17 protein-coding genes and 1 pseudogene are annotated in these 20,965 nt (G+C 71.5%); 2 read left to right on the top strand and 16 right to left on the bottom strand.

Translation table 11 applies throughout. From position 1 onward, the window contains the following. The first annotated feature begins 60 nt into the window (after positions 1-60). Complete coding sequence (locus BLW76_RS31075) at positions 61-993, top strand: 2-dehydropantoate 2-reductase (RefSeq protein WP_091314076.1); 933 nt, start codon at positions 61-63, stop codon at positions 991-993. A gap of 25 nt (positions 994-1,018) precedes the next feature. On the opposite strand, the gene BLW76_RS31080 is transcribed toward BLW76_RS31075, so the two are convergent. Continuing rightward, positions 1,019-3,406 (bottom strand): penicillin acylase family protein, encoded by a 2,388-nt coding sequence (locus tag BLW76_RS31080; RefSeq protein WP_091314079.1) that lies wholly within the window; start codon positions 3,404-3,406, stop codon positions 1,019-1,021. 156 nt (positions 3,407-3,562) lie between these two features. Between BLW76_RS31080 and BLW76_RS31085 the strand changes: the two genes are divergently transcribed. Further along, on the top strand, positions 3,563-3,862 hold the full coding sequence (locus tag BLW76_RS31085) for an EthD family reductase (RefSeq protein ID WP_091314080.1): 300 nt from the start codon (positions 3,563-3,565) through the stop codon (positions 3,860-3,862). 51 nt (positions 3,863-3,913) lie between these two features. Here the strand turns inward: BLW76_RS31085 and BLW76_RS31090 are convergent, their stop codons facing one another. The 15 genes and pseudogenes from BLW76_RS31090 to BLW76_RS31155 all read right to left on the bottom strand — a co-directional run bounded on the left by BLW76_RS31090 (position 3,914) and on the right by BLW76_RS31155 (position 20,753). Then, entirely contained in the window at positions 3,914-4,630 is a 717-nt protein-coding gene (locus tag BLW76_RS31090) for a hypothetical protein (RefSeq protein ID WP_143060711.1), read from the bottom strand. Positions 4,631-4,715: 85 nt separating this feature from the next. Next, entirely contained in the window at positions 4,716-6,209 is a 1,494-nt protein-coding gene (locus BLW76_RS31095) for a family 43 glycosylhydrolase (RefSeq protein ID WP_244170398.1), read from the bottom strand. A 69-nt stretch (positions 6,210-6,278) separates the two neighbouring features. After that, on the bottom strand, positions 6,279-7,607 hold the full coding sequence (locus BLW76_RS31100) for a right-handed parallel beta-helix repeat-containing protein (protein WP_091320096.1): 1,329 nt from the start codon (positions 7,605-7,607) through the stop codon (positions 6,279-6,281). A 137-nt stretch (positions 7,608-7,744) separates the two neighbouring features. Continuing rightward, positions 7,745-8,587, bottom strand: coding sequence for a rhamnogalacturonan acetylesterase (locus BLW76_RS31105; protein ID WP_091314084.1), 843 nt, complete (start codon positions 8,585-8,587; stop codon positions 7,745-7,747). A 40-nt stretch (positions 8,588-8,627) separates the two neighbouring features. After that, entirely contained in the window at positions 8,628-10,808 is a 2,181-nt protein-coding gene (locus tag BLW76_RS31110) for a glycoside hydrolase family 2 TIM barrel-domain containing protein (RefSeq protein WP_091314087.1), read from the bottom strand. 26 nt (positions 10,809-10,834) lie between these two features. Beyond that, positions 10,835-11,890 carry a rhamnogalacturonan acetylesterase gene (locus tag BLW76_RS31115; RefSeq protein ID WP_091314089.1) on the bottom strand — a complete coding sequence of 352 codons (1,056 nt, stop codon included), beginning with the start codon at positions 11,888-11,890 and terminating at the stop codon, positions 10,835-10,837. Positions 11,891-12,142: 252 nt separating this feature from the next. Next, positions 12,143-12,499, bottom strand: a pseudogene (locus BLW76_RS49965) (substrate-binding domain-containing protein); the annotation flags it as partial. Beyond that, entirely contained in the window at positions 12,481-12,798 is a 318-nt protein-coding gene (locus BLW76_RS49970; protein ID WP_341866510.1) for a LacI family DNA-binding transcriptional regulator, read from the bottom strand. The gene BLW76_RS49970 and the pseudogene BLW76_RS49965, both read right to left, overlap by 19 nt. Positions 12,799-12,978: 180 nt before the next feature. Then, positions 12,979-13,737: an ABC transporter permease gene (locus BLW76_RS31125; RefSeq protein WP_091314093.1), complete on the bottom strand. Its 759-nt coding sequence runs from the start codon at positions 13,735-13,737 to the stop codon at positions 12,979-12,981. Next, positions 13,734-14,477, bottom strand: a complete 744-nt coding sequence (locus BLW76_RS31130) for an ABC transporter ATP-binding protein (protein ID WP_091314097.1) — start codon at positions 14,475-14,477, stop codon at positions 13,734-13,736. The genes BLW76_RS31125 and BLW76_RS31130 overlap by 4 nt, the downstream gene beginning before the upstream one ends. Further along, the gene (locus BLW76_RS31135; protein ID WP_244170399.1) at positions 14,474-15,472 is read right to left on the bottom strand and encodes an ABC transporter substrate-binding protein; all 999 of its coding nucleotides are present in this window, start codon (positions 15,470-15,472) and stop codon (positions 14,474-14,476) included. Before BLW76_RS31135 ends, BLW76_RS31130 begins: the two co-directional genes overlap by 4 nt. A gap of 101 nt (positions 15,473-15,573) precedes the next feature. After that, entirely contained in the window at positions 15,574-16,035 is a 462-nt protein-coding gene (locus BLW76_RS31140) for a hypothetical protein (RefSeq protein ID WP_143060712.1), read from the bottom strand. A gap of 115 nt (positions 16,036-16,150) precedes the next feature. Continuing rightward, on the bottom strand, positions 16,151-17,632 hold the full coding sequence (locus BLW76_RS31145; protein WP_244170400.1) for a hypothetical protein: 1,482 nt from the start codon (positions 17,630-17,632) through the stop codon (positions 16,151-16,153). Between the two features lie 159 nt (positions 17,633-17,791). Then, the gene (locus tag BLW76_RS31150; RefSeq protein WP_091314102.1) at positions 17,792-19,285 is read right to left on the bottom strand and encodes a PKD domain-containing protein; all 1,494 of its coding nucleotides are present in this window, start codon (positions 19,283-19,285) and stop codon (positions 17,792-17,794) included. A gap of 16 nt (positions 19,286-19,301) precedes the next feature. Continuing rightward, a complete protein-coding gene (locus BLW76_RS31155) occupies positions 19,302-20,753 on the bottom strand; it encodes a PKD domain-containing protein (protein WP_143060713.1) in 1,452 nt (483 codons plus the stop codon). Positions 20,754-20,965: the final 212 nt, after the last annotated feature.

The raw sequence follows: 20,965 nt of genomic DNA on the forward strand, positions 1-20,965 counted from the left end.
GCCGAACTCACCGCCGGGACGCTCTGGCCGTGTTACCTGTTCAACCGGTAACATGGCGGCATGGGACTCAAGATCGCGGTGATCGGCGCCGGCGGCGTCGGCGGGTACTTCGGCGGTCGCCTCGCGGCGGCCGGGCATGACGTCGGCTTCGTGGCGCGCGGGGCGCACCTTGCGGCGCTGCGGCGGGACGGCCTGGCCGTGACGAGCGTGGCCGGGGACTTCACGGTCGCCCCCGTCCGGGCCACCGACGACCCGGCAGAGCTCGGCGAAGCCGACTTCGTCCTGCTGGCGGTCAAGACGTGGCAGCTCGAGCCCGCGATCGCCGCGGCCAAGCCGCTGATCGGCGGGGAGACCGCGGTCGTCACGACCCAGAACGGCGTCGACGCGCCGGGCCAGGTGGCCGAGGTCGTCGGCCGGAGCGCCGTCCTGCCGGGCGCCGCGGAGGTCATCGCCTTCCTCGACGGCCCCGGCCGCGTCCGGCACCTCGGCGGCGGGAAGCTCACCTTCGGCGAGTGGGACGGCTCGCCGAGCGCGCGGGTGGCCCGGTTGCGGGCCGCCCTGCAGGAGTCGGGGCTGACCGCGGTGGTGGCCACCGACGTCTGGGCCGCGCTCTGGGAGAAGTTCCTCGCCCTCGCCTCGCTCGGCGCGATCGGCACCGTCACCGACGCCCCCTACGGCGTGCTGCGCGCCCGGGCGGCCACGCGGCGGCTGATCGCGGACAGCATGACCGAGATCGAACGGCTGGCACGCGCCAAGGGAGTCCGGCTCCCCGACGACATCGTCGCCGCGGAGCTCGCGTTCCTGGACCGGCTCCCGGCCGACGGCACGACCTCGCTGCAACGCGACATCCGGGCCGGCCGGCCCTCGGAGCTGGCGGCGTGGACCGGCACCGTCGTCCGGCTCGGCCGGGAGACCGGCACGCCGACGCCGGTCAACAGCCTGCTCTACGAGCTGGCGAGCACCCGGGCGCAGGCCGTGACCGAACGCGGTTGAGGCTCCCCCGGCGAAGCCGGCGTCGTCACCCCGACGCCGGCTCCAGCCGGATCCGGACGTCGAGGTTCCGCTCGACCTCGCTCCGGCTGTAGAGCAGGGGGAACGAGCCGCCCGCGGCCCAGAGGGCGTTCAGGTCGGCGTAGTGCGGGCTGCGCGGGTCGCCGGACTGCCCCGGCGCGTTGATCGCGGCCGAGCCGTTCCAGTTGCCGACGTCCAGCGCCATCTTGAACGTCGCCCCGATGACCTGCGCGTAGGTCAGCGGGTGGAAGAACGACGGGTGGATCGTGTGGTACGAACCGCCGACCGGGGTCGGGCCGACGTTCGGGCCGCCCAGCGGGTGCGCGAACACCTGGTGGTGCAGCGATCCCCACCGCCAGGTCGACGTGTCGGCGCCGAGCCGGCCGGCGACGTCGCGGAACGCCACGGGCAGCGAGTCCAGGATCAGCTTGTCGCGCACCGCCGCGCCGTCCGGGCCGAGCCACCCGGCCGGATCGGCGAAGGAGGCGATGACCAGGCTGAAGTCGGGGTTGATGGTGCGCACCAGCGCGTCCGCCGCGGCCTGCGGCAGCACCGCGTGCGCCCACACGTAGTGCAGGTACTTCATGATCCAGGTCTCGAACAGCGCGGCCCCGGGCGAATCGACCGACGCGACGCCGTCGTAGCCGCGAAGCAGCTCCAGCGCCCGCGCGGTGTCCGGGTCCGCCGAGGACAGTCCGCGCACGAACCCGAGGAGCTGGGTGGCCACCAGGGACTTCTCGTCCTGCTGCAGCGCGAGCGAGTCGGCGACGGTCGCGCCGGGCCGGCCGGTGATCAGCTCGTCGATGCGCTGCTTGCGGTACGGCAGCTGCCACTCGTAGTTCGACACCACGGGATGGCCCGGCGGGATGTTGAAGTCGTTGGCCGAGGCGAAGAACCCGGCCGCCGGGTTGTACTGCCCCGGCAGCTCGCTGTTCGCGTGGAAGCCGTTCCAGTCGTAGCGCCCGTCACCGGGGACGGGCAGCAGGCCGTCGTAGCCGGCACCGGTGCGACGCGGCGTCAGCCCCGCCGGGACGTAGCCGATGTTGCCGCGCACGTCGGCGTAGGCCAGGTTCGAACCCGGCGTGCCCCACTGCCGCATGCCCGCGGTGAACTCGCCGAAGTTCCGCGCCCGCTGGTAGTTCAGGCTGCCCAGGTAGGCCGCGCTGCCCGGCTGCGTCCACGCCGTGCGGACCGCGAACGCCCGGTGCGCCGCCTCGTCGACCTTGACGACCGGGCCGTGCCGGGTGAAGGCCAGCTGCCCGGTGACCGGCGTGCCGCCGCGGACCCCGATGGGCTCGGCGACCGTCGTCATCCGCTCCCAGCCGGTGCCGTAGCGGTAGCGGGTGTGGTCGGCCGGGTCGAGCTCGTAGACGTAGAGGTCAGTCTGGTCGATCGGCAGGTTGGTCAGGCCGAAGGCGATGTTTTCGTTGTGCCCGATGGCGATCCCCGGGTTCCAGGGCTCCCCCGCGCCGGCGAGGTTCAGCCCGGGTGCCGACAGCTGCGCGAGGTACCGGCCCGACGGCAGGGCGTCCGCGCCGCGGTGCGGGTCGTTGGCCAGGATCGGACGGCCCGACGCGGCCCGGCCCGGCCCGATCGCCCAGGCGTTGCTGCCGGCGGTGGCGTCGGCGATGTCCTTGGTGGCGGCGTCCTGGGTCCGGAATCCGCTGCCGGTGAACGACACGCCGGCGGTCGCGAGGTTGTACACCTTGAGCACGTCGTCGGGCACCGAGCACGGGTCGAGCCCGGCGGGCACCGCCGCCTCGTGCGCCGGGTGGAGCGACCGCAGGTAGCGGCTCGCGCCGGGGCCGGCCAGGCAGACCAGCTTCGCGCGGGCGACCTCCCACATCAGGTTCTCCCCGATGGCGTGCGTGCGGATCCGCACGACGTCCTGCGGGCGCCAGCGCGCGGGCTGGTAGCCGAGCTTGCCGAACTCGGGCGGGAGCGCGCCGGGGTTGCGGCCCAGCCAGTCGACGTAGGAGTTGATGCCCTCGGCGAACCGGGTGGCGGCCAGCCTGCCTTCCGGCCCGTAGGACGCCCACTCGGCGTCCATGTCACCGCGGTAGAGGAACAGCCGCGCCGCCCGGTCCTGCTCCACATAGGACGGACCGAGCACCTCGCTGAGCAGGCCGAGCCCGCGGCGGCGCCAGGTGTCGATCTGGAACAGCCGGTCACGGGCGACGTTGAAGCCCTGCGCGAAGAACAGGTCGCTGGTGTCGGCGGCGTAGATGTGCGGCACGCCCCACTTGTCGACGAGCAGGTCGACGGGCCGGTGCAGGCCGGCCACCGGGTACCGCGGCCCGGCCGGCGCGGCCACGGCGAGCGCGTGGACCGGCGCCAGGCACAGCACGACAAGGGCGAGCAGCAGGCCGCGAACGACCGGTCGGCGGGTGGCCATGGTGGTCTCCTCGTCCGGGATCGGGGTGGGCCATTCGTGTCTACCCGCCGCCGTCGTGCGCCCACGAGCCCCTTAGGGGTCCACGCGCCTCCCGCCCGCCGACCGGAGCGGCCGCGGTGTGGCAGGCTGGGAACGACCAGGACCGAAAGGACTCCGATGCACCGCCTCACCGTGCTCTACCCGCCGCCCGCCGACGAAGCCCACTTCCGGGAGTACTACGTCGGCACCCACCTGCCGCTCGCGGCGAAGCTGCCCGGCCTCCGGCAGTCGCAGTACTCCTTCGACGTGGCTTCGCTCGGCGGGCAGCCGCGGTACTTCGCCGTTTTCCACGCCGACTTCGACTCGGCCGAAGCCATGGCTGCCGCGCTGGGGTCCGAAGCGGGCAGGGCGGTGGCCGCGGACGTGCCGAACTACGCGACCGGCGGGGTCGAGATGATCCACTACCCGCTCAGCTGAGCTCGGGGGATGTCCAAATAGGCGCGCCGGCGGTGATCGCCGCGCGTTCGCTCACCGTCGTGCCGTGTAGCCGCCGCAGACCTCGGCGCGCGGGCGGGGGTCGCTGTCCCGCAGCTCGGCGATGATGCGCTCGGCCTGGATCTCCGCGGGCTCCCAGGTCGCCGGTGACCGCAGGCGGAACTGGGTGAACTCCGCGAACTCGCCGGTCCGCTCGAAGTGGTCGTCGACGACGTCCCACGGCGGCGACGTGAAGAGCAGCTCCACCTGGTCACGCGTGTCGGGCAGGGAAGTGGCCCCGTGGACGCCGCAGTTCCACCGGCCCAGCACCTCGGGCTCCGCGGCGAGCCTGGTGCGCACCAGCCGCGCCACCGTGCGTCCGGGCCACTCCCAGAACCGCATGCCGTCGGCACGGGCGAGCTCGGCCTCGTACTGTGCCGGCGCGAACCGGACGGCCGGCAGGGACAGGCCGGGGTCGTCGGGGTTGCGCCACTCGTCCCAGACGACTTCGACCCCCTCACGGCGGACCCGGACGAAGACCGCACCACAGCACCCCCACGAGCACACCGCCTCGGCGAGCATCACCTCCCGCGGCTCGGCACCGGGCAGCAGCGGGCTGTCCGGCCCCAGCAGCTGGTCGGGGTCCTTCCCCGGCCCCTCGGCGAACACCGAGCCGACCACGTCCCGGTCGTCGACCCAGAGCTTGAGTTCGACCCGGTCCCAGGCGGAGTCCGCCGGCAGGACCACGGAGGTACGGAGGCGACTGATCACCTCACCAGGGTAAACAGCGCGTCCACCGAGTTCCGCCCGGTGCCGCGCGCCCGGCGGGTGGCAGGCCCGCCGGGCGCCTCCGGGCTCAGCCGGTCTGAACGAGGCTGAAGTCGTCGACGTTGACCCAGTTGCCCGCGTTCGCGTCGGAGAACACGCCCACCTGGACCGATCCGTTCGTCACCTGGATGCCGGGGACCTCCACCTTCGTCCAGCTCCCCAGCGACCGGTTGATCGCCGCGCTGAGCTCGGCGCCGCCGAAGTTCTTCGCGAAGACGGTCGCCCGCTTCTGGCCGCCGCTGCTCTTCACCCACGCCGACAACGTGTACGTGCCGTTCGGCAGCGCGATGTTCTGGTACCTGCTGGCGTTGTAGGCCGACGAGGAACTCTGCGCGAACGCCCAGCGGCCGGTGTGCCCGCCCTGCTTGTTGCTGTTCACGTTCCCGCCGGTGATCGTCCAGCCGGCGAGGTTGTTCTGGGCCACCCGGTCGGCCTCCGCGCTCGGGTTGAGGACGTGGTTGTTGCCGCGCCCGACCGCCCACGTCCCCGCCGCCGCGTCGACCGTCCACTGGCTCAACGAGTGGAACACCGGTGTCGACCCGGAGAACGTGACCGGCAGCCACTGGTTGTACCCGATGCCGTTGCCCGCGAAGTCGCTCCAGCGGTCACCGCCGAACATCACGAACGACCCCTGGGAACCGGTCACCGTGAACGCCAGGCCGGTCTGCGTCACGTGCGAGAAGTCCGCGTCCGTCCCCTGCAGCACGAACTCCGCAGAGTACGGGCCCATGATGTTCTTCGCGCTGATGCAGTACGTGTGCGAGCTGTTCCAGCCGTGCAGGTCGGACGAGCAGAAGTAGTACGTCCCGTTGTACTTGAACATGATGTTGCCTTCACGGCCCGCCGAGGCGTTGTACACGTTCTTCGCTGGATCGACCTGCAGGTAGTCCGAGGCCCGCAACGACGAGACGTACAGGTGCGAACGGCCACTCTTGTTGCTGTAGATCAGGTAGGCCTTGCCGTCGTCGTCGGTGAAGACCGACTGGTCGCCGGACATCCCGGTGGACACGCCGGCGATGTTCGACTGCGTCCCGGCCTTGGTGAAGCGACCGTTCGGCGTGCTGCTGGTCGCGAACACCAGCCCGCTGTTGAGCTGTGAGACCAGCACGTACTTGCCCGTCTTCGGGTTGCGTGCGACCCCGATCCGGCCGACCCAGCCGCCGCCCAGGTCACTGCCGGTCAGCGCGTTGCCCTCGAACTTCCAGTTCGCCAGGTCCGTCGACGAATAGATCGTGATGGCGCTCAGCGACGTGTCACCGTTCTTGCCGCCGCCCGGGTTGTTGTAGTAGCTGACCGCGCCGTTGTACTTCGCGCCGTACCAGTAGTAGGTGTTCCCGACCTTGAGCACACCCCCGCCCTGGGAGTAGACCGGGTTGCCCGAGGTGTCCTTCCAGAACACGTCGTTCTGGATCGTGACGGCCGCCGCCGGCGTCTCCGCCACGGCACCGCCGGTCGAAACCAGCGCCATCGCCAGGGACAGGAAGCTCGCCACGAGCGTTCGCCCGGTTTTCTTGTTCAGCACTTCATGACCTCCGTGTCGAATACCCGATTCATCCGGCCGTCCGCGCTCCCGGAATCTCGCCGGCTCTCGTCAGGACTCGAACGCACCGAGGTCGGGAGCCCTGCCCGTGTACGGCAGGCCGACGTCGGTGCCCTTGTCGATCAGCGCGCTGCCTGCCGCCAGGCGGAGGTTCGGCAGCACCGGCAGGCTGCCGTCGGCCTGCCGGGCCGCGTCCCAGCCGGACGTCGACACGCTCCGGAACTGCGCGTCCGACAGCGTGACGCCCAGGTTCCACGAGTTGTAGGAAGCGTTCGTGCCGGACATGTTCGACGTCAGCGTCCCCTGGTAGGCGATGTTGTTGCGCAGGTTCCCGAGACCGATCGCCGCGCCGGCGGAGTTGACGCTGAGCATGTTGAAGTCGGGACGGTTGTTGAAGCCGGTGTTGTTGAAGTAGTCGTTGGCCACCGTGTGGTGGTTGGCGTAGAAGCCCGAGGCCTTGTTGTTGAACGCCACCGAGTTCCGGATCGTGTTCTTGACGCCGTTGCCGACGTAGTCCCCGCCGTAGCCGCCCATCTTGAACCCGTTGCCGTTGCCGGACGACGTGGTCGTCTCGGGCAGGTAGCCGTTGCGCCACGCCCACGAGTTCTCGATCGTCGCCGGCGAGAAGTTGTTGATGAGGTCGAACCCGTCGTCGGAGTTCCACCAGGCGCGGCAGCCGCGGAAGACGTTGGCCGGGCGGCCGGCCTTGACGTGCGCCCCGAACCCGTCCGCGCTCTCGCCCGCCCCGTTCGACGTGCGCGGGTCGTAGTTGTCGTAGGAGTCGGAGTTGAGCACGAGGTTGCCGCCGCCGTCCTGGATGAACAACCCCGGCCCCATGTTGTGGTGCAGCTTCAGCAGCTCGAAGGTGTTGTTGCTGCCGGAGATCCAGATGCCCCACGACTCGTGGTTGAGGTTGTTGTTCTGCGGCACGCCCTTGACTTCCAGGCCCTTGAGGTGGAGGTGGCTGCCGGTGACGTCGAAGCCCTTGATCCGGCAGTTGTCACTGACCCGGGAGAAGTCGAAGACCGGCGTTTCGCCGGGGTAGGCCCAGTAGCGGATCGGGTTGCCGGAACTGCCGCTCTTGTTCAGCGTGATCGCGTCCACCCGGTCGGTCCCGCTCGCGCAGGCCTTGTTCGCCCGCGTGTAGGTGTAGGTGCCACCCCGCAGGTACACGGTGTCGCCCGCCTGCGCGACGGACTGCGCCTTCGCGACCGACGCCCAGGGCGCGGACTGCGTCCCGGCGGCACTGTCACTGCCCGAGGGGGCGACGTAGTAGCTCTTGCCGGCCGCCGGACTGCCTGCGGCAACCGGGCTGCCGGCGACCGCCACGGCGGCCACCGCCGACAACACCAGAAAATGGGACAGGACAAGGCGTTTCATGAGCACACTTCCCAGTAAGCGCTTTCTCGACATCGGTGTCTCCTGCGAGTTGTGGGCTGCACGCAGTTTGGGCGCCTGAACGAATTCCGGTCAATAGCCCCGGACAACTCGGTCAATCGATCAGTGTCCGGATTCCGTCAGGAGGGCGCGGTCGCCGGCCAGCCGATCGCGCTCGGGGGAATGGTCGCGGTGAGCTGCCGGAAGTCCGCCGGCGGCACCGCGCCCTGGTCGCGCAGGGCCGTGGCGACCAGCCGGGCGACCTCGATCGCGCCGGCCGCCTGGAAGTGGGTGTTGTCCTGGCTGCCACTGGGGTAGTTCGGGTACTTCCCCGCCGGGAAGATCATGAAGTACTTCTTCGTCCCCTCGGCACCCGCGCGGTTCCACAACCCCGTGCTCAACGCGGTCAGGTCGACCAACGGCACCCGTTTGGCCGCCGCGAGCTCCCGCATCGCCGCCGGGTAGGCCCCGTGCGATGGCGTGATGACGCCCGCGCCGCCGAAGTGCCGGCGCTCCACCGGCGTCAGCAGGATCGGGATCGCTCCCTTGGCGCGGCTCTTGTCGACGTACTGCGCGAGGTACTGCTTGTAGGTCGTCGACGGCACGGTGTACCGGGCCGGGTCGTCGGCCTTCTCGTCGTTGTGCCCGAACGAGATCAGCAGGTAGTCGCCCTTCTTGAGCAGGCCGAGGATGTGGTCCAGCCGGCCCAGGTCGATGAAGCTCTTCGAGCTGGCCCCCGACTTGGCCACGTTCACCGCCACCGCGTTCGGGGTCAGGAACACCGGCAGTGCCTGGGCCCAGCCGGCCCGCGGCGCCTGGGCCGTGGAGTAGGTCGACGCCGTGGAATCCCCCGCCACGTAGATGTGGGCCACGGCCGCCGCGCTCGCTTCCGCGGTGGCCGGGGGAACGGCCGGCAGGGCCAGCACCCCGATGACCGCGACACCGCTGCCGATCCGCTGCCGGAACCTTCGTTTCCATGCCATGCGCTGCCTTCCTTCCACACGGGCCCCCACCGTCTCCGCCTCAGTTGCAGCTGCCGGAACAGGGCACGAACGGTGCCGTGGTGCCGGTCAGCGTCGTCGTGCCGAGCGTCAGCCCGGCGGCGCTCGCCGTCACCGTGATCGTGCCCGCGCCCGTGGCCCGGACCAGGCCGTACGCGACGCCCTGGTAGGCCTTCCGCACCGAGCCGCGGAAGCTCTCCTGCACCGGGCTCCCGCTGTCGACCGCCACCAGCACGCCCGGCCCGCTCACCGTGAACGTGATCGGCGCCGACGAGCCGGTCACCACCCGGCCGGCGGAGTCGGCGATGGTCGCCTTCACGTACGAGACGTCGTCCCCGTCGGTCGACACCGTGCTGTGGTCCGGTGCCAGCAGCACGCGGTTCGCCGTGGTGCCGGTCGCCGGGGGTGACGTCGTTGGCGCGCCCCACGTCCGCTGCCACGAGTACCCGATCGGCCGGACCGTGCCGACACCGTCCATCAGGCCGAAATCCGCTTCCGCGCGCGGCCACAGGCCGTCGGCCTCGCCCAGGTACGCCGTGCCCGTCCACAGGAACAAGCCGGTGATCATGGCGTTGTCCCGCACCTTCGCCCACGCCGAGGTGTCCGTGCCCATCTCGGTGAACAACCCGGCCCGCGCCGGAGCCGCCTTCGCGGCCGTGATCACCTCGTCCGGGCGGTAGTTGCCGCCGAAGACGTCGACGATCGTGCGGGTCGCCCCGGTGACGTCGCCGCTGTCACTCGGCCGGAACAGCGCCTGGGTGACCGGGCGGCCCGGGTCCAGTGCGTGGGCGATCGACACCATCCGCGTCAGCAGGGGCGTCCGGGTCGCGATCGGGTCGCGGATCTCGTTGCCGGTGCTCCACATCGCCACGCTCGGGTGGTTGCGGTCGCGCATGACGACACTGGTCGCGTCCACCTGGTACCAGGGCACCGCGCCGCCGGCGCCGGGCACCGGCGGTGTCCCGGTGGGCGCGGCCGCCGTCCGGTTGAAGTACGTCGCGTAGTCGCCGACGTCGGAGTACTTGTGCTGGGTCCAGACGTCGAAGAACTCGTCCAGGACGAGGAAACCCATCCGGTCGGTCAGGTCCAGGAACGCCGGGCTCGGCGGGTCGTGCGCGGTGCGGATGGCGTTCACCCCGAGCGCCTTCAGCTGCGCCAGCCGCCGCTGGATCGCCCGCTGCGGGGCGGCCATCCCGAGCCCGTGGAAGTCCTGGTGCAACGCGACGCCCTGGAACTTCACGTTCTTGCCGTTGAGGATCATGCCCGTGCTCGCGGTGAAGGTCAGCGTGCGGATGCCGACGGAGGTGACGTCGTCGTCGACCGCGGTGCCACCGACCAGGACGTTCGTGGCCAGCGAATACAGGTTTGGGTTCGTCAGGTCCCACAGTCTCGGGTTGCTCACCGGCACGTCGTAGGCGAACGTCGCCGACGCACCCGCCGCGACGGTCTTGGCCGCCGTCGTCACCGCGGGCAGCGCCGCCCCGCCGGGGTCGCTGAGGACCCCCTGGACGCTGACGCTCGCCGCCGCGCCGCTCTCGTTGACCACCGTGGTCTCCGCGTGCACCGTGGTGTTGTTCGGTGTCGTGACGCGGGTGGCCCACTGGCCGAGGTGCACCGGATCGGTCGCGATCAGCCGGACGTCCCGGTAGATCCCGGCCCCCGTGTAGTAGCGCGATGCCGGCTGCGACGTCGTGTCCGTCTTGACCGCCACCACGTTGTCGCCGCCGAGCTTCGCCGCCGCTGTGATGTCGTAGCGGAAACTGGTGTACCCGTACGGGTGGGTGCCGATCAGCGTGCCGTTGACGTACACGCTCGCGTTCGCCATCACGCCGTCGAACTCCAGCGACACCCGGCGGCCCGCGGGCACCCCGGCCAGGGAGAAGTGCTTGCGGTACCAGCCGATCCCCGAAGGCAGGTATCCGCCGCGGCCGGTGCTCGGCGCCGACTGCGCGAACGGGTTCGCCCCCGGCGTGCGCCCTTCGACGCTCCAGTCGTGCGGCACGCTGAGCTTGCGCCACCCGCTGTCGTTGTAGGACGCACTGCCGGCACCGGCGGCGTCCCCGTAGTTGAACAGCCAGCCGGCGTCGAAGTCCGTGACCGTCCGGACCCGGCCGGCCGCGACGGCGGGCGCCGCACCGACGGGAGTGACCAGGCCGAGGAACACCGTGACGACGACCAGCGACCGGAGGAGTTTCCGGATCATGAGTCCTGCCTTTCCCGGACGCGGGTTCAGCGGAGGAAGCCCGCCAGCGGAAGGTTCAGTTCACGCACGCCCTGCACGACCAGGTTGGCCATCTGGGTCGCGCCGTAGGCCGAGAAGTGCGTGTTGTCGGTGACGCCGTCGGCCGCCTGGGTCAGGTAGATCTTCTGCGAGCCCGCCGGGCCGAGCGACTCGACCAGTGCCTTGCTCTTGGCCGTCAGGTCGACGACCGGGACGTTCGCGCTCCTGCCGAGCGCCCGGATCACCGCGGGCAGGTCGACGCCGACGCCGTTGACGTGCAGCGCGGTCCCGGTCAGCTTCGTGCCGCTGAACTGCCGCCGCACCGGCGGGGTCACCAGCACCGGGGTCCCGCCGCGCTCCCGCACGCCGTTGACCAGCTTGGTGAGGTTGTCGCGGAACGCCGTCGCCGACGTCTGCTTGTCGTTGTGCCCGAACTGGACGAACACCAGGTCCTTGCTCCTGATCAGCGGCTTCATCGTCGGGAAGAGCTTGCTGTTCGACAGGAAGCTGCCCGAGCTCTCGCCCGAGTCGCCGTAGTTGGCGATCACGGCACCGTTCCGGACGGCGGCTGGCAGGATCTGGCCCCAGCCGGTGTAGGGCGCCACCGGCTGGTCGCAGACGGTCGAGTCACCGGCCAGGTACGTCACCAGCGGGGCCGCGGCCGCCGTCACGGTCAGCGAGCCGATCGCCGGGGCACTGCCGCCGAACGTGATGTCCAGGCCCGCGGTCCCGGTGCCGCCCTGGCCGGTGGGCTGCCCCTCCGGGGTGCGCACGTTGACCGTGACCGTCGTGGGAACGACCTGGCCCGCGCCGGTCGAGACGGGGTTCAGGACCTGACGGCGGGCCTCCACCGACATCGACGTATTCGCCGCCCTGGTGGTGCTGCCGAGCCCGACGGTGACGTCGTAGTTGCCCGGGGCCACGGCGAAGTGGCACTTGATCGGCGCGGTCCCCGAACACTGCGCGGGCAGCGCCCGCGGGGTGGCGGCCGCCGCGGGGACGGGCGCCAGCGCCGCGGCCGCGGCCAGGCCTGCGGCGAGGATCGCGTACTGCTTGCGGGACATGGGACTCCTCTGTGGACGGAGAGGCGGCCGGTACTGGGCCGACTGCGGAGCATCCTGGCTGGAAAGCGCTTTCTCGATACCCGGCGACGTGCGCACAACAGGGACCTGCATGAGGAAGCGCTTTCTTCCCGCGTTCCCGAGCCGCGGGACGCGGAGTTCGTTGGAGGGCGCTCAGGCCGCCGATTCTCGCCGAATCACGGAAAACGCATTCCTAGAGTGTGGCGTGCGACACTCCGGCCCGTCAAGACCCGGTCACCGGGCGCGTTCCGCGGTGCTGTCCCGGACCACCAGCCGGCCTTCGACGGTCACGTGGGTGACCGGACCGGGGTCGCCCAGCGCGAGGCGGATCGCCTCGGTGCCGGCGTAGGCCAGTGGCAGCGCCACGGTGGTGAGCCGCGGCGTGACGTTGACCGCCAGCCGGATGTCGTCGAACCCGGTCAGCGACACCTCGGCCGGCACCGACACCCCCGCCTCGCGGAAGGCCCGGAGCACGCCGACCGCGATCAGGTCGTTGGCCGCCACCACGGCGTCGGTCCCGGCCAGCCCCTCGGCCACCAGCCGCCGGCCCGCCTCGATACCGCCCTCCCGGCTCACCGCGTCCGCTTCGGCGACTCCGGCGGCCCGGAGCCCGTCGAGGAAGCCGGCGGTCCGGGCGGCCTGCTCCCGGGCGTGTACCGCAGCCGCTCGGCCGCGGCCAGCACGCGCTCCCGGTACTCGGGCGCAACGGTCCGTGAGCTGGCACCCAGCACCCGCGAAGCGGTCGCCAGCGAAACCCCGGCCGCCGCCGCCACGTCGCGCAGCGTCACCGTGTCCCGTGCCGGATGCGGCATCCCCACCCCACTTCGACCACACCGACGGCCAGCTTTCCGTCGTCCCGGAGCATGCCGGAAGATGGAAACGTATTCCATCACCCACCGTCCGGATGCGCAGGTCAAGCTTTGCGGTAGGACCACTTGTGCAGGCTCAAGTTAGTTCGTGATCACAGGCCAGGGTCGAGGCTGCGGCGAGCACCGCGGCGGCCACGGCGGCTCTTCCGGTGAACCTTCGCATCGCTGTCATGGTTGCCCACCCTCCGGTCGCTTCACAGCTCAGGTCTTCCGGTGCTCTTCGGCCCACGGCAGCAGCTTCCGCTCGAGGTAGGCGAGCCCGTGGAACAACGCGATGCTCATGATCGCCAGCAGGGTCATCGCGGCGAAGGCCAGTGCCGTGTCGGCACTGGCGCCGGACTGCACGATGACGAAACCCAGCCCGGCGTCGGCGCCGACGAACTCCGCGATCACCGCGCCGACGACCGCCAGGGAGATCGCCACCTTGAGGCCGACGAAGATCTGCGGGAGGGCGTGGCGGATCCGCAGCTTGAAGAACTCCTGGCGGCGCGAGGAATCCCACGAGCGGAACAGCTCGACGAGCTCGTGCGGCGTGGACTTCATCCCGGACGCGGTCGAGATGACGACCGGGAAGACGCACACCAGCACGACCAGGATCACCTTCGGGGCCTGGCCGAAGCCGAACCACACCACCAGGATCGGGGCGACGGCGATCTTGGGCACCGCGTTCAGCGCGAGCAGGATCGGGTAGAACGTCCGTTCCAGCAGCGGCGAAAGCACGATCAGCAGCGCGAGCGGCACACCGACCACAATGGACAGAGCGAACCCCGCGACGGTCTCGGCCAGGGTGACCAGGCTCTGGGCGAGCAGGTAGCCCGGCAGTTCGAGGAACGCTGCGACGACGTCGGCCGGGCTCGGGACGAGGAACCGCTCGATCGAGAAGACGATCGTCGCCAGCCACCAGAGGCCGACCAGCGCCAGCACCCCGGCCACCGGCAGCACGGTGCCCCGGCCCCTCACGGCGCGGTGGTGAGCAGGTCGCGCAGGGCACGGCCCACCTCGTCGACGTCCGGCCGCCCGGGCACGCGGGGCCGGGGAACGGCGACGTCGACGGCCTTGCGGAGCCGGCCGGGCCGCGGGGTGAGCACCGCCACCCGGTCGGCGAGCACGACGGCCTCCTCGATCGAGTGCGTCACGAACACGACCGTCCGCGGCTGCGCCAGCTGGATGCGTTGCAGTTCCGCGCCGAGTTCCGCGCGGGTCAGGGCATCCAGCGCGGAGAACGGTTCGTCCATGAGCATGACCGACGGCGCGTGGATCAGCGAGCGGCACAGCGAGACCCGCTGCTGCATCCCGCCGGACAGCTCGTGGGGCAGCCGCTTCTCGAACCCCCGCAGGCCGACCAGCTCCAGCAGCTCGTGCGCCCGATCACGGGCGGGCTTCCGCGCCAGGCCGAAGATCTCGACCGGCAGCATGACGTTCGCCACCACTGACCGCCACGGCAGCAGCGCCGGGCGCTGGAACATGAAGGAGACGTCGCGACGCGGGCCGCGCACCGGCTCGCCGCCGACGGAGATCCGGCCCGCGGTCGGGGGCAGCAGCCCGGCGATGAGCCGCAGCAACGTCGACTTGCCGCACCCGGACCGGCCGATGACCGCGACGAACTCGTGCTCGCCCACCTCGAAGTCGATTCCGGCGAGCGCCCGGACCGGCCCGGCCCCGCCGTCGAAGACCTGCGCCACCCCGTCCAGGACGATCACGGCCGGGGCACCAGCCCGAAGGAGACGACGTCGGCGGGGGCGAGCGCGCCGGCCGGGACGGCACCGGCGCCGGTGAGGGTGCCGATGATCTTCCCCACCCGCGCCTCGTCGACCTGGCCGAGCGGGCCGGTGAAGCCGGCCGGCCGGACGTAGGGCGCCATCAGCCCGATCTCGGCGGCCGCGACACCCTCGTCCTGGGCCGGCTGGTGCTTCTTGAGGATCGTCCCCAGCTCGCCGGGGTGCTCGATCGCGTAGCCGAGTCCCTTGAGCAGCGCCGCGGTGAACCGCCGCACCAGCTCGGGGTTCCTGGCGGCGAGCTCCTTCGACGTGACGACCACGTTGCCGTACAGGTCGGGCACCAGGTCGCCGTAGGGCAGCACGACCGCCTTCCGGCCCCGCGCCGCCGCCTCGATGAGCGGCCGGCCGACGACGAACTGCCCGATCCCGTCCACCTGCCCGGACGCCAGCAGCTGCGGCAGGGCGGGCGGCGCGGCGGGCACGAACCGCACCGACGCCGGGTCGAGGCCGGCGGCCTTGGCGTAGACGGGGAACATCACCTGGTTCGTCGAGCCCGCCTGATCGGCGATCCGCTTGCCGGCCAGGTCCGCCGGCCGGGTAATGCCCTTGCCCTCGAGCGAGACGATCGCGGCGAGGGACCGCTGGTGCACCGCCGCGACGGCGGTCACCGGCAGCTTCTCCTTCGCCACCGTGATCGCGGTGGCGGTGAAGTCCGCCGTGCCGACGTCCGCCCGGCCCCCGGCGACCAGCTTGAGCACGTCCACCGTGCCACTGCCCGGCGTGATCGTGACATCGAGCCCGGCTTCGGCGAAGAAGCCCTTCTCCTGGGCCACGTAGGCGTAGGCGTCCCGGCCGAAGGTGCCGAACGACGTCAGGTAGCCGACCTTGTCCCGGCCGGCGGACGGTGTGCCGCCGGCCCCGCCGCACGCCGTGGCGGCCAGCGTGACCGCGAGCAGGAAAACCAGACCAGGCCTCATGACGCCCTCCCCGCCGAAGGTGATGACCTTGTCCCGGTAGCTTCGACCGTCGTGGCGGCCACGGGCAACCGCTGGTCGCATGAACGACGCCGGCGCCGGAGTCAGCCGCACCAGCCGTACGGACCGTAGGCCTGCGCGTAGCGGACCATGTCGTCCTCCCAGATCACCCCGTGGATCCGGACGCACCTGCCCGGCGCGTAGGCGTAGTAGGGGCCCGCGTAGTAGGAGTAGTAGTCCGCGTCACCGACCATGTTCGAGCCCTGTACCTGCAGGTGGGCCACGGTGAAGGTGGGGACGCCCACCTCGAACTGCTTGAGCGTGACCACGCAGTTCTTCCTCGTCGTCGAGCTGTAGAGCAAGTACGTGTGGCCCCAGACCTGCGAGCCGTTCTTGAGCGTCAACGTCGCGTCGGGTGACACGCGGTGGTACCCCGAACCGCAGACGCCTTCGGGTGTGTACGGATTGGTCGCCGCCTCCGCGGCGGGGGCGAACACCCCGGCCGTGACCACCGCGAGCACCGCCGCGAGCACCGTTCGAGCCCACCTTTTGTCCCTGCGTCGCACCGCAGCCTCCCTCGATTCGCCAACAGGCAGCCGTTGCTGCGAACCGACCACGCGGACCGGGGCAGCCGGGTTTGGCCCACCGGCCGGGGTTCACCGGGATGGAGCAGCCGGCGGCTCAGCCACCGCGCGGGACGACCAGCTCCATGTGCATCGAGTCGGTGGACTCGCCGGTCCAGGCGACGCCGAGGTCGAACCCGTGCTGCGCCAGGGCGACCAGGAACTCCGCGTTGAAGTGCTCGCGGCCCGCCGCCGGGTCGCGGGGGTTGAAGTAGCCTTTCTCCACCAGCTGCGCCATCGACGGCGTGTCCGCGACCGTCGCGGTGGTGGGCCGCTCGCCCTTCTTGCGCTTCGCGCTGCCGAACAGGAACGCCGGATCGCTCAGCTTGGCCCGCAACGACGTCAGCTTCGCGAGCGTTTCCTTCGCGCCCACCAGGGGCCGGAGCCCGTCGAGGAGGGTCTGGGCCTGCTCGGTGACGCGCGTGACGCGTTCGCCGAACGTGCCGTCCGGCTCGGTCTTCACCAGCTTCTCCCAGGCGGCGAGCCGGCCCCACAGCTTGGACTTCGCGTCCGGTTCCTTGCCTTTCGCCTGGGCGACGGCCCGGCCCGCCTCCCGCGCGGCCGCCTCGATCTGCGCGATCCGCGCGGTGAGCTGAGCCTTCGCGGGCAGCGCGGCCGGGTCGAGCGCGGCCGTGGCCGCCAACGCGGCCAGGCGCTGCTCCTCGGTCGTGATCGCGGTCGTCCACGGCACGATCAGGGCCGGGACCTGGTTCAGCACCGCGGTCTTCTCCTGCGGCGTCGCGGCCTCGAAGTACTGGGTCCGCAGCTCGAGGAACTGGTCGCGGGCGGCGCCGAGGCTCGCCTGGAACGCCTGCGAGGACGTCGCCAGCCGCTGGGACTCGGCGCGGATCTTGTCCATCAGCGCCGCCGCCTGCGCCGGGGGTGCCTCCCCCGCGGCGGTCGCGTCGCCGGTCGCGCTGATGACGGCCCGCCGGGCCGAGTACTCGCCGAGCTGGGCGTTGCTGGGACCGCCGCCGGTGAGCCGGAGCAGCTCGGCCGTCTCGCCGCGGCCGATGCGGGGCATGTTGGTGGCGTCGTAGTCGATCGCGTAGCCGAGCGTGTGCATCGACGCGGGCGTGTAGTGGGTGTCCTTGGTGAACGCCTTCCGGAAGGAGAACGCCACGGTCGACGACGGCCCCGGACCGCCGAGCGACGCGATCGCCGCCTCCAGCCGGGCCTTCGCGTTCCGGTGCAGGAACGGGCGGCCGGGCGCGGTGGACTGCTCGATGCCGCGGAAGTGGTCCAGCGTCGCCTCGTGGCTGCCGAACCATTCCCGGCCCGCGCGCAGGAAGTCCTGCTTCGCCGCCTCGGTCGCCAGCGGCACGCCGCCGTTGCCGGACAGCACGTGCGCGGGCAGCCCGTCGACCGCGGCGAGCGCGGCCTGGTCGTCGAGGTCGCGCTGCACGGTGACCAGCCGGGTGGTCGCGGCGTTCCCGGCGAGGCGCTGCAACCGCAGCAGGCCCGGTTCCGTCGCCGCGGAGTCCCGGCCGGGCTGGGCATCGCGCGGCCGGACGGCCGGTTTCCTGCGCACGTGCTCCACGGTTCGAGGATAGGACCGGCCGGGACCGCGCGACCACGACCGCGGGGGCAGACCGGGCGGCCCGAAAGGGCCGGCGGCGGCCTTCCCGGCGCCCGGAAGTGACTGACCGGTCAGGCTCCGCCGGGGCGGGGCAGGCACCCCGCCCCGGCGGAACCAGCGTCAGCTCGCCCGGACGCCCGACGCGGCACGGACCACGGTGACCGCGGCCAGTCGGTTGTCCGCCGCGTGGCTGTCACCGTCGTACCGGCCGTCGATGCTCGCCAGCACCTCGAACTCCGCTTGGCCCGCCGCCGCGTCGGCCGCGGTGTAGGTGTAGGCGAACGGGAAGTCCACCCGGCCGCCGGCGGGCACCCACTGGGTCAGCCTGCCCACTTCCTGGTAGTAGCCGCTTTCGGTCTTCTTCCTCAGCGCGACGAGCACTTTCTCGTCGTAGCGGTTGTTCACCACCGACACCTTGACCGGCTTGGTCTGGCCCGCCCGCGCCTGTGCGGGCAGCGACAACCCCGTCAGCGTCACGTCGTGCGTTTCGACGTGCAGCGTCTGGGAACCGGTGCCCGACCGGCCGTCGTCGGTCGTCGCGCTGATCTCCACGCGGTAGTCGCCGTCCGCGGCGTACCGGTGGGTCACCGGGGTGTTCCCGGTCAGGGTCACCGACGTGCCGTCACCGAACCGCAGCTCGCCGCTGACCACGGGACGGCCGAGGCGGTCACCGGCGTTCACCGAGAAGGAGACGTCGTCGAACACCGACGGGGTACTGGGCCAGACGTTCGCGTTGGGGGTCAGCGCCGGCGCGGTCGTCAGGCGGATCTCGTACCAGGACGCGCCGTCCGCGTCGTCGGCCACCCGGATCCAGTACTGCTGCCCGGCGGTGGCGGTGAACACCGGCCGCTTGTTGCCGCTTCCCGCCGCCACGCAGTCCACTTCGGACAGTGTGTCCCGGCCGGCGCCCCGGTAGACGGTGACCGACGGCGACCAGCGCGAGCGCGCTTCCACGCTGATCGACCGGGTGCGGTCCGGGGTGTACCGGTACCACACGGAGTGGTCCGCGCCGGCGTCGCAGGTCGGTGCGGCTTCGCCCGGCTCGGCCGAAGACCGCGTCAGGTCGCCCGAGTACGTCCCGGGCAGCGTGGCCGGCGTGGCCGCCGCGAAGTCGTCGTTGGGTTCCCGCGGGACGGTCACGAGGTCGAGCGTGGCCTGCTGGCCGGCGCCGGAGTACTGCTGGAACACCATGACGTGGTAGGTCTGCCCGGCGGTCACCGGGAAGGTCGCCGCCGGCCCGGTGTTCCACGCCGCGCAGGCGCCGGGGACCTGGGTCAGCGCCCCGCGTTCACCGGTGTACACGGCGATGAACGGCTGGGTGCCGGTGCTCGACGGCAGCGCCCGGACGAACCCGTCCGAGGCCGCGGTGTAGTCGTACCAGACGCTCCACGCGATGTAGGAGTTGCACGACGTCGGGTCGTCCGAGCTCGCCGTGGCTTCCCCGATGTCCTGGGTCGCCTTGAACGGCAGGGCGGTGACGGTGGTGGCGGTGCCGAAGTCGTCGTTCGACGGCGCCGCGGCGTGCGCTGCCGCCGGGGTCACCACCGCGGCCGCGACGGCGAGACCGGCAGTGAGACCGGCGGTGAGCAAGCGCCGGAAAGCGTGCTGCTGCATTCTTGTTCCCCCTGGCTCAGACGGCGACGGTGCGCGTGGCGCGCGGGTGCACGGTCGTGGCGATGGCGATCACTTCGTTGTCCACCGGCCGGGCGTCGGTCACCGGGTAGTCCAGCCTCAGCTCGGCGCGGAAGGCGACCTTGCCCAAGGCCGCGTCGTCGGGGCTGAAGGTGTAGGAGAACGGGAACCGCACCGTGCGGGTCGGCCGCGCGGGCACCTCGAGGGTGAGCCGGCCGACCTCCCGCCAGAACGTGCCGTCGTGCTTGGTCAGCACGACGGTCGCCGTTTCGGTGTACCGCGTGTTGGACACGTCGACCGAGATCGGCTTGCTGTCGCCGGTCCGCGCCGAGGTGGGCACGGAGAACCGGGCGATCCCGACGTCGTGCGTGGTCACCACGACCGGGACCGACTTGGTGGCCGTCCGGCCGTCCGGCGACGTCGCGTGCATGGTGGTGGTGTACGTGCCGTCCTTGGCGTAGCGGTGGGAAACGGACTCGGTGGTGGCCGCGGCGGTGGCGCCGTCCCCGAAGTCCCAGGACGCGGTCATCGGCTCGTCGATGGAGTTCCAGGACTCGGCGGAGAACGAAACGGTGTCGAAGACCGACGGGAACGACGGCGACTGGTAGATCGACGGGGCCAACGCCGGCGCGTCGTCGAGGGTCAGCGTGATGGGCTCGCGGGCGTCGGCGGACCCGGTGACGCGAACGTAGTAGGTCGCGCCGGCGGCGGCCCGGAACGCGGTCGGCTGCCAGGAGGAGTCCGTCTTGCAGGCGACCTCCTTCAGCTCCGGCAGGCCCGCCCCGGTGTACACGGAGACGGCCGAGCTGTACCCGGCGACGCGGGCGGTGAGCGACTTCGCCGCCCCGGAGTTCGTGTAGGCGTACCAGACCGAAGGAACGGTGTTGCCGTCGAACTGGCAGGTCGACCCGGGCTCGTCGGCCTCGAAGGAGGCCACCGAGAAGTCCGGCTGCGCCGAGAACGGCAGCGCGGGCACCGGCTGCGCGGCGGCGAAGTCGTCGTTGGCCGCGGGCGCGACGGAGTCCAGCGCGAACGAGAGCGCACCGCCCGGGACGTCGTAGCCGGAGACCATGAAGGAGTACGTCGTGCCGGCGGTCGCCCGGAACGTCGTGGTCGCGGCCGTCCCGGTGTCGCAGGCGATCCCCGGGAGATCGCCGCGGGTGCCCGAATGGACCGAGAGGATCATCGACCGGTCGCTGCCCTTGGTGGTGGCGCGCAGGTAGCCGTCCGCGGTGGCGGTGTAGCGGAACCACACGGTGCCCCGGACGGAATAGGGCTGACACCAGGACGGGTCATCGGTGGCCTTGGTGGCCTCCCCGGTGTCCAGCTGCGCAGCGAACGGCAGCGCGGTGACGGCCACCGCCTGGTCGAAATCGTCGTTGGACGGCGGCGCGGCGTGCGCGACACCCGGTACGAGCAGCGCGAAGACCGCGGTGAACGCGGTGGCCAAGGCGATCCTGGCGCGCGATCGCGAAAAGGGCAGCACGAGTGGTCCCCCCAGAAGTGGTCCGTCCCCACGCACGCGGTGGGAATCCCCGCCGGGCACATCGACAGCCCCCGGCCGGATGTCACCGATCGGGCGGGAATTACCTCGGATGGCGCAAGCGGTTTCACGGCGAGTATCCGTCGTGGGCAAAAGATCACCGCAGGCGACCCCGATGA

Origin of the sequence: Amycolatopsis tolypomycina (genome assembly GCF_900105945.1) — a bacterium.
In the GTDB taxonomy this organism is placed as follows: domain Bacteria; phylum Actinomycetota; class Actinomycetes; order Mycobacteriales; family Pseudonocardiaceae; genus Amycolatopsis; species Amycolatopsis tolypomycina.